General features: G+C 42.4%; 8 protein-coding genes, 1 tRNA gene and 1 pseudogene. 3 read left to right on the forward strand and 7 right to left on the reverse strand.

Going from position 1 to position 9,841, the window contains the following annotated elements:
- Positions 1-2: 2 nt before the first annotated feature.
- The 3 genes from I2I33_RS19870 (at position 3) to lnu(AN2) (ending at position 2,157) form a co-directional block, all read left to right on the forward strand.
- Positions 3-87: transfer RNA gene (locus I2I33_RS19870), tRNA-Ser, on the forward strand.
- 327 nt (positions 88-414) lie between these two features.
- Positions 415-1,620, forward strand: coding sequence for a macrolide efflux MFS transporter Mef(En2) (mef(En2), locus tag I2I33_RS19875; protein ID WP_195666892.1), 1,206 nt, complete (start codon positions 415-417; stop codon positions 1,618-1,620).
- 24 nt (positions 1,621-1,644) lie between these two features.
- Complete coding sequence (gene lnu(AN2) / locus I2I33_RS19880) at positions 1,645-2,157, forward strand: lincosamide nucleotidyltransferase Lnu(AN2) (RefSeq protein WP_004308783.1); 513 nt, start codon at positions 1,645-1,647, stop codon at positions 2,155-2,157.
- Positions 2,158-2,603: 446 nt separating this feature from the next.
- Here the strand turns inward: lnu(AN2) and I2I33_RS19885 are convergent, their stop codons facing one another.
- The 7 genes and pseudogenes from I2I33_RS19885 to I2I33_RS19915 all read right to left on the reverse strand — a co-directional run bounded on the left by I2I33_RS19885 (position 2,604) and on the right by I2I33_RS19915 (position 9,801).
- A complete protein-coding gene (locus I2I33_RS19885) occupies positions 2,604-2,957 on the reverse strand; it encodes a nuclear transport factor 2 family protein (RefSeq protein ID WP_004308780.1) in 354 nt (117 codons plus the stop codon).
- 88 nt (positions 2,958-3,045) lie between these two features.
- Positions 3,046-4,449 carry a hypothetical protein gene (locus I2I33_RS19890; RefSeq protein ID WP_008158731.1) on the reverse strand — a complete coding sequence of 468 codons (1,404 nt, stop codon included), beginning with the start codon at positions 4,447-4,449 and terminating at the stop codon, positions 3,046-3,048.
- Positions 4,450-4,660: 211 nt separating this feature from the next.
- The gene (locus I2I33_RS19895; protein ID WP_004308778.1) at positions 4,661-5,617 is read right to left on the reverse strand and encodes a toprim domain-containing protein; all 957 of its coding nucleotides are present in this window, start codon (positions 5,615-5,617) and stop codon (positions 4,661-4,663) included.
- A gap of 212 nt (positions 5,618-5,829) precedes the next feature.
- Positions 5,830-6,906, reverse strand: a complete 1,077-nt coding sequence (locus I2I33_RS19900) for an AAA family ATPase (protein ID WP_008766855.1) — start codon at positions 6,904-6,906, stop codon at positions 5,830-5,832.
- A 14-nt stretch (positions 6,907-6,920) separates the two neighbouring features.
- Entirely contained in the window at positions 6,921-7,229 is a 309-nt protein-coding gene (locus tag I2I33_RS19905) for a DUF3853 family protein (protein ID WP_004308776.1), read from the reverse strand.
- 224 nt (positions 7,230-7,453) lie between these two features.
- On the reverse strand, positions 7,454-8,497 hold the full coding sequence (locus I2I33_RS19910) for a hypothetical protein (RefSeq protein WP_004308775.1): 1,044 nt from the start codon (positions 8,495-8,497) through the stop codon (positions 7,454-7,456).
- 8 nt (positions 8,498-8,505) lie between these two features.
- Positions 8,506-9,801 (reverse strand): annotated as a pseudogene (locus tag I2I33_RS19915) (PDDEXK nuclease domain-containing protein).
- Between the last annotated feature and the right edge of the window lie 40 nt (positions 9,802-9,841).

The raw sequence follows: 9,841 nt of genomic DNA on the forward strand, positions 1-9,841 counted from the left end.
TTGGAGAGGTGGCAGAGTGGTCGATTGCGGCGGTCTTGAAAACCGTTGTACTGCGAGGTACCGGGGGTTCGAATCCCTCCCTCTCCGCAACAAACGCTGAAAATCAGCAGATTGCAAAACAAACACCCAGTTTTACACCCAAGAATGTAAAGTCTGGTGTTTTTGTTTTATTTAAGATAATACAACCACTACATAATAAAAGAGTAGCGATATTAAAAGAATCCGATGAGAAAAGACTAATATTTATCTATCCATTCACTTTGATTTTTCAGGACTTTACATCGTCCTGAAAGTATTTGTTATTGTATTCCAACGTCAGGAGTGGATTATAATACAAGTTTTTTGTGTGGATAGAATTTCGTTTTGCTTAATGTACGAAAGTACTTATCTATAAACGCATGAAATATTAGCACAATGAATCATTGGAAATCAACTTTGGCCGTGATAGGAATAGGCCAACTCATATCTATTTTAACAAGTACGATTGTTGGCTTCTCCATTATTTTTTGGATTAGCAACGAATTTAAATCCCCGACAGCTTTATCTCTGGCTATTTTAGCTGGATTTTTACCACAATTTGTATTAGGCTTGTTTACCGGGGTCTATGTTGACAGATGGAATCGAAAGAAAACGATGTTTTATTCGGACTTGTTCATCGCGTTCTGTACCCTATGTCTTTTTATTGTGATAACCAAGGGTTATAAAGACCTTTCTTTTTTTTATCTATTGACTGCTTATCGTTCAATAGGCAGTACGTTTCATGCACCTGCTTTACAGGCAAGCATCCCTCTACTGGTTCCCAAGCACCATCTTGTCAGGGTATCAGGTTTGTACCATTCCATTCAATCCTTCAGTGAGGTGATAGCTCCCGTTGTAGGGGCAAGCCTCGTTGTTTGGCTTCCCATACAGTATATTCTGCTCATAGATGTGATCGGAGCTGTTGCTGCTTGTCTGACCTTACTTTGTGTCCAGATTCCTTCTCTTCAAAAAACGAAAGTTCTTCCAGATTTCAAAAAAGAACTGACGGAATGTTGGCATACCTTGCGGCGTACAATGGGCATTTTGCCTTTATTCGTATGCTTTACGCTGGTGACTTTTGTCCTTATGCCTGTTTTTACGTTATTTCCTTTTATGACGCTTCTGCATTTCAACGGAAACATTTTGCAAATGGGAGTTGTGGAAATGGGTTGGGGCTCAGGGGCATTGTTGGGCGGTTTAGTACTTGCCTGTAAGGCTTTGAAAAGCAAGCAAACATTAGTGATGCATACGGCTTATGTGATATTGGGATTGTATCTGATTAGCGCCAGTTATTTACCATCAAGCGCATTTATAGGTTTTGTTTGCCTAACATTTACAGGAGGCATAGCCTATTCCATTTACCATGCGCTTTTCATCGCTATTATTCAGCAGAACTTGGCTTCGGACATGCTTGGACGGACTTTTTCTCTCATCTTTAGTTTGAGTACCTTTCCATCAATGCTGGGTATCGTAGCTTCAGGATATTGGGTGGAAGCATGGGGTATCACATCCGTCTTTATGATCAGCGGATGGGTTATCTTTCTGATTGGAGTGGGTGCAAATTTTATTTCTTCAATCAAGCAGTTGGATAATTACGCATAGTATTATTTATTAAAGAATTATTATATGACAAAGAAAGAACACACTACGATTACAGAGTTATTTCAAGTTTTGGACTTGTTGGAAAGCCTGGACATGCAGTTTTGGTTGGATGGAGGCTGGGGAGTGGATGTCTTGTACGGACAGCAAACCCGCTTGCATAGAGATATTGACATTGATTTTGATGCCAATTATACAGACCAACTCCTTGATCTTTTGCAGGAGAGAGGATATCAAATTGAAACAAATTGGTTGCCCACCCGTGTGGAACTGTATAGCAAAGAATTAGGCTATATTGATATCCATCCTTTTGTCTTGAATGCGGACGGCACTTCCAAACAAGCCGACTTGGATGGAGGCTGGTATGAATTTCAACCGGACTATTTTGGAACAGCAGTCTTTGAAGGCAGAAGCATCCCTTGCATTTCTGCAAAAGGGCAACAAGTATTCCATTCGGGCTACGATTTAAGAGAGAAGGATATTCACGATTTATCTATAATTAAACAATGTATAACAACAATGAGCCTAACAATTAGATAAGAACAAGAAAATGACAGAAAAACAAATTGTCTGGTATATCTTACTTACAGAAGTAAAGATAGACAGTGACACCCAGTCTGTCACATCCCTGAGTGTAGCTCCATTGGCAGTCTTGCCGGAATTCCAGCGTAAGGGAATTGGGGGGGGATGTTGATTCAGTAAGCCCATCAGAGGGCAGCACTTTTGGGTTACGGCACAGCAGTCGTATTGGGGCATAAAGAGTATTATCCTCGATTTGGCTATCGCAAGGCTATCGATTTAGGAATTGAATTTCCTTTCGAAGTCTCTCATGAATATTGCATGGTGGCTGAATTAATACCTGGAGCTACTGAGAATGTGAAAGGTATGGTTTGTTATCCAACTGACTTTAAATAGTTTAACAAGTAAAATTCATTATATAACTCGGACTGGGTATTTCAATTTCCCAGTCCGTATTCTGATAGTACTTATTCAATTGGAAGATTGTGTTGCTTCAAGAATGAAAGTTTATCCCAATACCCTCTTTGAAAGACGATTTTGTTATCTTTTACATGAAAAAATCCGCATCCACGAAGTCCAAGAGAGTCTTTCCATTCCATGATAGCCCATTCGCCATCTTCAAAAATATTTTCCACCATACAAACCATTTTAGCAGTGGCAAATTCATTCACAAACATTTTGTAGATTGATTCTTTACCTATTATTGGTTCGTTTGCGACTTGATGATTTACTGCATTAGTAGCATACAGCTCTGCTATATGATAAGCATCTGCTTTGTTAAAGCAATCTATCCATTTTTCCAAAACTTCTTTAGGCTTCATTTTTTATAAATTCTTAGGATTTTGATTCTGTAATAAAAACAATCTGTTTGGATGCATAGATACTTGATTTTATTAATAATAGGCTATTCTATATTCTAAATCCTCTGGATTTTTGCTCTCTCTGCACCGAGTTACGTAGATTCTGCTGTAACTTTTCCCATTGTTCCTTAAACCATTGTACTATGGGTTGTCGGTTTATGGTCAGCATAAGCTTACCACTATCCATCGGATGTTTCTCAACCCTAAAAATATCATTCTTGATGTCAAATTTCCACCTGTGTTCTTCGGAATAAATTTTGCCACTACATTGTATGGATTCTTTCTTTGTCAAGAGGTTTTCTATCATGTCTTTGGTAAACCCGATAACAGCGCATAATTTTTCCATTCTCAACATCTCTTTGAACATGGGAAACCATTTGTGGGCTTTTTCAAGCAAGGTGCTCAATCGTGATATTTCCTTGTCTTTGGCTTCAAGTTCTTGATTATGTATTCTTTGAAGATTACGAATTTGTCTGCTATGCTGTTCCTGTATTTGTTGTATCTGAATTTTTAATTCATCAGTAGCTTTGTCCCGTTTGGTAATTTCCTGATGTAGCTGCTCGATGTGATGTTCCAGTTCTTTCAGCTTACCGCTTCCGAAAAGAGAACCTACACCGCTTGCTATGGCGGTAGCAGCATTGGTGGCTGTTTTCTTTAGTTTGTCCGTGCGTATCTCTGCTTTTACCTGTTTGAGTTCCTGTTCGGCAAGGCTTACTTGTTGTTCCTTGTGTCGCTTGGTTTCCTCTATACGTTGCAGTTCGGCTTTCTGCTTCTCAATGATGAAATCATTTCGTTCCAGATGCTCTTTACCTGTGACAGCTTTTGCCTGTCCACGTTCCATCAGGAGAATATCGGAAGCAAGGGTCTGCATGGTTGCCATATCCTCGTCATTGAGCTTTCGGCTCTTTCCAGTTTCATGGTTCATCCAGTCGAATACGACATGAGCATGATAATTTGGTTTGAACCATCTGTTACCGACTTGGAAGCTCTCCTTGTCTTCTGCTTCCGGCTGACCGTTCAGCCAATGCCCTTCGTCTTTATGCAGGAAAATCTGTAGCGGAGTGATGCCCCAGCGTCTTTGGCACTCTTCACCGAATTTGCGTACATCAGCCAGTGTGGTGTCCGGTCTGATAAGCAATACTCCTTCACGGATGGGTGAGCATCCCGCCACCTTGATAATCTTTCCATTCTTTCCCTTGCGTTCCCTTTCCTTTTCCTGCATGGCACGTCCGGTCTTTTCCTTGACCATTTGCTTGATATTGTCATAATGAGTTCGCAGTTCGGGAGTGCCGAAGTCGGGATTTATCCACTGTTCGTTATCGGTGGAAAGTTCGGGAATGACATAGATTCTGGACTCCCCGATATTACGCATATACTCGGCAGTCCTTCGGTTGTGTGCCTCGCTCGATGCGATGTTGCAAGGCTTGATATGTATGCTTGATTTTGTTGCCATAGCTTCTTTCCTTTGTTTACAATTGATTTACTTTGCTCGCTTTCGCAGAGGGGTTCTTAGGGGTAACCCATAAGCGGAGATTGCAAAGAGAGGGTCACTCTTTGCTCGGGGTTCTCAGGGGTGAAACGCCCTGAGTGGGTCATTAGGGCAAAGCCCTAATCCCCTCGGGAGAGCCCACAACTACGAAAGCGAAGCGTGTAGTTATAGTGGGCTATAACTGGAAGCCGTTCTTCTTTTCCGGTGATTGGCTGCGCACCCCTTTGGCGGACTGGAGCTGCCTTTTTCTTTCAATCTGTTTCTGTAAGTATTCGTTCAAGTCCTTGCATCCTCTGTAAATCTGCGAAGCGTCCCGGATGTACCGCTCTCTGCCGTATTCCATGCGGATTTGCCGGAGTGCTTCCAGTCCTGCATGGTCGTTGTCGAAAAAGCAGTGGATGCGTTCGTAATTGCCCAACGGATAGAGAGCCTTGTTTACATTCGATACGGAGTTCAATACAATGTAGTCCTGCCCGTCCAATTCCGGATAATTTGGGCAGCTCTCTTGTCTCAATGTCAAAAAGGAGAGGTAGTCCATAAATCCCTCGAACACATAACAGGTATTCCTCGCTTTTCCCGACTGCCTGATGTGGGAGATTTCCTTTGGGGCGATGCAGCCCTTGAAATAGCGGTTGCGGATTTCATATCCACACGAACCATTGGGAAAGGCGATGGCAAAGTACCGCTTGCCGTTGTGAGTGAAACGTGCTTCACTACATTCTCTTTTCGCCAGTTTTATGTTAATTCCTCTACCTTGTAAGTAGGCAAGCAGGGCAGTAGATGACAGCGGAACAATCTCCAACTGTTGGAAGCTCGGCTCGGAAGAGTTTTGCTTTCCAAAAGAGAAAGATACCGGGCGCACGTGCGGTGTCTGCTCTGCTATCCGTTTCAAGATGTAAGGTACATGGTCGGTAGCGTACAGGTGTGCAGCCAGTTCTATGATACCACCACCTTTACCCAAACCGAAGTCATACCATTGTTCACGTTCGGTATTTACCTTGAACGAGGCTTCGGCTTCTTCCCTTAACGGTGATTTATACCACAGATTGACACCTTGTTGCTTGACGGGAGAATATCCTAAACTATGCAGATAATCCGCTATTCTGATTTGCTTGGCTGTCTGTATATCCATAAAATGATTGTTTTAGTAGTTGGTGAATTGGTTTATTTTTCTTTTTGCCCGTACCTTTTTAGGAAGTACGGTCTATAATCACTTCACTAAATTCTCGTATATATAGGATACGGTAATAAAGTGAAGTGATTTAGTCCCATTCCCCAAGCACTTCACTATATTCCTAATATATACACCCCGAGAATAAAGTGAAGTGATTGCAGGGAAATGGGCTAATAGTGGAAGTCAGGCATGAATGTGTATTTTCTGCCTGTCTCCTGCACTATCATCCGTTTGTTGCGGAGCATGGTGATGAGCGATACCGCCTTTTTATGGTTCAACTTTACACCCACTGACATATAGGTCTTGATTAAGGCATCTTCCAGTTCCTTGTAGCCGTATTCCTCTTTCAGCCCGAAAACGGCTTCCAATGCGATACGGTGCTGCTGCTCGGTGATATGCCTGTAAGGGTCGAACTTCTCTTCTTCGGGTCTTCCCGGCTTCTTTGTTTCAGGTTTGTATCCCTCAATGAGTTCGGGAAGGGCTTTGTCGTTGATACGGAATGCGAAAGGCTCAAAGTCCATTGCCCGGATGTGAATGGCTGAAACATGGCTGATGTCACCGTTGCCCTTGTCCTTTTCTACCTGCAATACGGTTTCCGCCTTGTTGTTCAACTCCGTACCAATGTGCCCTCTTGCGTTCTCATCCCCTTTGTTCTGATGCAGTATCGTATGGATATGTATCTGCCTGTCGTCCGTCCACTGCATCAGCTTGGATATGATGCGTGTTGATTCACTGGGGCTGTTGATGTCATACACCATATCCCGTATGCCGTCTATAATTACAAGACCGATTTCGGGTGTATTGTAAATAGCCTGTTCCACAATCCTGATACGCTGCTCAGGCGTGTATTTTCTTAAGGCAAGAAATTCAAGATTCTCATTGTCCCTATCATCTGGCAAACCAGCCATTCGCAAAATGCGCGTCATGACTTTCAGACAATGGTAAGGGCTTTGCTCTGTATCAACATAAAGCACTTTCCGCTTATCTTCAGGCAGTTCAGCCACATACCGCAGCACTGTGCCGTTCTTCAATGCAGCGGCTACGATAGCCGATACATTGAACGTTTTTTTACTTTTGGCTTTGCCGATGGATGCGCTGAAATTACCCAATGTCCCAATGACAGAATCATGTACTTTAAGGATTTCAGGTGCTTTCTCATAACTTTTCGACAGGCTCAAACGTGAGGCTTGCCAAAGGATTATGGCTTCTTCAGCCGATATTTCCTTAGTCTCTTTCATATAGTCCATAGCCATGCCTCCCGTTATTTCCGTCCTCCTGTTTTCTTTCCAGCCAGTTCAAGGGCAAGCTCAACATCCACGATAATCTTACGTCCTATCTGAGTGATTGCCTTGTCAATCTTTCCGCTTTTCTTGATACGGTTGGCGGTGGGTAGGCTGCACCCGAACAGTTTGGCTATGCCCAGTATTCCGTACACATATTTTCTTTCTGTGTCTGTAATGGGCTGTGGCTGCGTTTCCGTTTGACGGGAAGCGTGCTTACTTAGGAATATGAACTCTTCACCTGTCATCTGCCAGACGGGTTTTGATAATAATTCTTGAAGATTTTTCATCGTTCAATCTATTTAGTCGTTTAACAATCAGCCCTGCGCACTGGCTGTTATCTCTGTTCTCGAACGATGCAAAATTAGGTAGGGTTGTAAGTGGTAAGGATGTGGTTGATATAAATGGAATATCTTGTTATTTATCTGAATATCAGATAATAAAAATACCACTCAAAAATTTAATTTGAGTGGTAAAAGTGGTTGTTTCGTAAAATGTCAGGGCATATCACAGATTATCGGAATATACCATCCATTTCTTTGGCAAATTTCCGGTTGCTGTCACTGGGGAAATCGGAAACAGGCTCTTTGTACTTTGACTTGTAGTAGCTTTCCTCAATATCCAATATTTTCAGGATATTCCTCTTCCAATTCTCCCTGTCCTGTTTGGGCAGTTTTTCGCTCATCAGGAATATCAGATAGCAGGTACGTATTTTTTCTCTCGGTCTGATTTGGGGTTTGGTGTCGCTTGGTAGCAGGTTCATGCAGGTATAGAAATCATGTTCGGAAATATTCTCGAACTGTTCTCCCACGCAGGTTACATGAATGAGCGAAAGCAGTTCCATATTGAAATACTCAGTCTGTTTCGTTCCCAGCACTTCTTCCTGTATGTTGGGGGCATTTGGTTCTTGTTCGGCTGGCTCTTCCGGCTCGTTTGTTTCATCAAATACATATTTCGCCAATGTCTCTTTGAGGTGGCAGCCCAGCCGATAGATTTCATTGAAACGGCTTTTTGCATATTGCAGGGCTTTCTCTCTGGTCTGTTTTTGCAGATCGTAGAGTTCGGTCAGCTTGTTTTTTTTCTCCTCGTATTCATCTTTGCACCGTTCATATTCCATTTCCGCACGCTTTTCATCCTCTGCAGTGTGTTCCCGATAACCTATGGAATCGTATCGGTGGTATGCTTCGTTTAGCGGAGCATGGAGCTTGGTCGTCTTGTATTGCTGTTCTTCTATGGCTTCTTTATAGATTTCTGAAACTCGGAAGCAGATATTGTAAACGGTCTGTTCATCCGGCATACATCCTTTCTTGTAATAACTTATGTTTTCGCATACTTCCTTTTTCAGGCTATTCAGAATCAGTGTGTATTGCTCCTGTGGAAGATGAAACACCAGTTCAAGAATGGCTGTTTCAAGAACCGTTACATCATTGTAGTCCAGATAGAACTTGGTAATGAATTTCTGCTTTTCAAAAGAGAAACCTTTATTATCAAACCAGTCTTTATATATTCTGTTCAATTCTCCGTATCGGGGAATCAGCGTTGTAATTACATCTTTCATGGACGCAACTATTTTTGAGTGTTATTGTCTTTGTCAAGGAAAGAGGCCAGTTCTTCTTCCACTTCTTCCACGCTGGGCAACGCTGATTTCAGTTTCTCGGGAATCGCTTTGCTCAATTGGTAATCGCTGATGCCGATGGGCTGGTCATAGCCTGTCAATGCGTATTGTGCCACAACTTCGTCTTTTCCCTTGCATAGCAACAACCCGATAGTCTTGTTGTCATTCTCTCCCCTCAGTTTATCATCCACCACATTGATGTAGAAGTTCAGTTATCCTGCATACTCCGGTTTGAATGGGGTAGCCTTTAATTCTACCACGATATATGCGTGCAACGGAATGGAATATAGAATCAGGTCGGCAAAGAAATCGCTGTTTCCGACTTGGAAGTGCTTCTGCCGGGCAACGAAGGCAAAACCGTTGCCCATTTCCAACAGGTAGCGGGTAACGTGTTTCACCAGCTGTTCTTCAATATCCCTTTCGTCTGCTTTTTCTTTGGCTCCTGCCAAATCAAAGATGTACGGGTCTTTGAGTAGGTAATTGGCAAGGTCGCTTTGTGGAGCCGGAAGTGTGGTCGTGAAATTGTTTACCTTGTTGTTGCTGATTTGTCGGCTATACAAATCACTGTCAATTTGCATTTTCAATACATTGCTGCTCCATCCTATTTCCACAGACTGCTTCATGTACCAGTAGCTTAGACCTAAAGGTAGCGAACTGTCAAGTATAGTCATTTGGCTTGTCCAGTTTATTTTGGCTATAGGAGAGGTCAAGAAAACTTCTTCTATTTCCCTGATTCCCATCCTGTAAATGGCAGACACGGTTTTTCCCACATCTTCAAATTGCGCAGGAACTTCCTGCGTAATTGCTAATGATTGACAATCAATCGATTGTATTTGCGCAGTAAGTTCCTGCGTAAATTGCTTGTCATTCAGTTTTAATACTTCATTGGTCACACTCTGTATGGTTGGGACAGACAGGCTTGCATCTGTTTCTATGAAACTTTGCAACGCTCTTAAAGGATATGCTTTTGCAAACTGGCACATATAGGTAAGGTTACGTTCCGAATAGCCTTTCTTTTCAGGGTAATGCAGTCGGATAGCCTTTGCCAACTGCTTGATGATTTTGCTTCCCCATCCGTGCAGCTGCTGGTGATAAAGGATGTAATTGCCTATCTTCCAGTAATGGAACAGCATTTGTGCATTGGCTGCAACAATCAGCCTTACTTGTGCCTGTTCTATTTCCGAACCGACCGCTTGTATGAATGTATCAAAATTCATTTTCTCTATGTTGGATTCCTTGTTGCTCATATTGTGATGATAATTTCTACAAATATAGTCATTGGTAACT

This window comes from Butyricimonas sp. BSD2780061689_150309_C8 (assembly GCF_015560935.1).
Classification (GTDB): domain Bacteria; phylum Bacteroidota; class Bacteroidia; order Bacteroidales; family Marinifilaceae; genus Butyricimonas; species Butyricimonas paravirosa.

What these genes read in the sequence shown, in the direction of transcription:
- I2I33_RS19885 (WP_004308780.1), bottom strand. Translation starts at nt 2,957, where the DNA reads ATGAAGCCTAAAGAAGTTTTGGAAAAATGGATAGATTGCTTTAACAAA.
- I2I33_RS19890 (WP_008158731.1), bottom strand. Translation starts at nt 4,449, where the DNA reads ATGGCAACAAAATCAAGCATACATATCAAGCCTTGCAACATCGCATCG.
- I2I33_RS19895 (WP_004308778.1), bottom strand. Translation starts at nt 5,617, where the DNA reads ATGGATATACAGACAGCCAAGCAAATCAGAATAGCGGATTATCTGCAT.
- I2I33_RS19900 (WP_008766855.1), bottom strand. Translation starts at nt 6,906, where the DNA reads ATGGACTATATGAAAGAGACTAAGGAAATATCGGCTGAAGAAGCCATA.
- I2I33_RS19905 (WP_004308776.1), bottom strand. Translation starts at nt 7,229, where the DNA reads ATGAAAAATCTTCAAGAATTATTATCAAAACCCGTCTGGCAGATGACA.
- I2I33_RS19910 (WP_004308775.1), bottom strand. Translation starts at nt 8,497, where the DNA reads ATGAAAGATGTAATTACAACGCTGATTCCCCGATACGGAGAATTGAAC.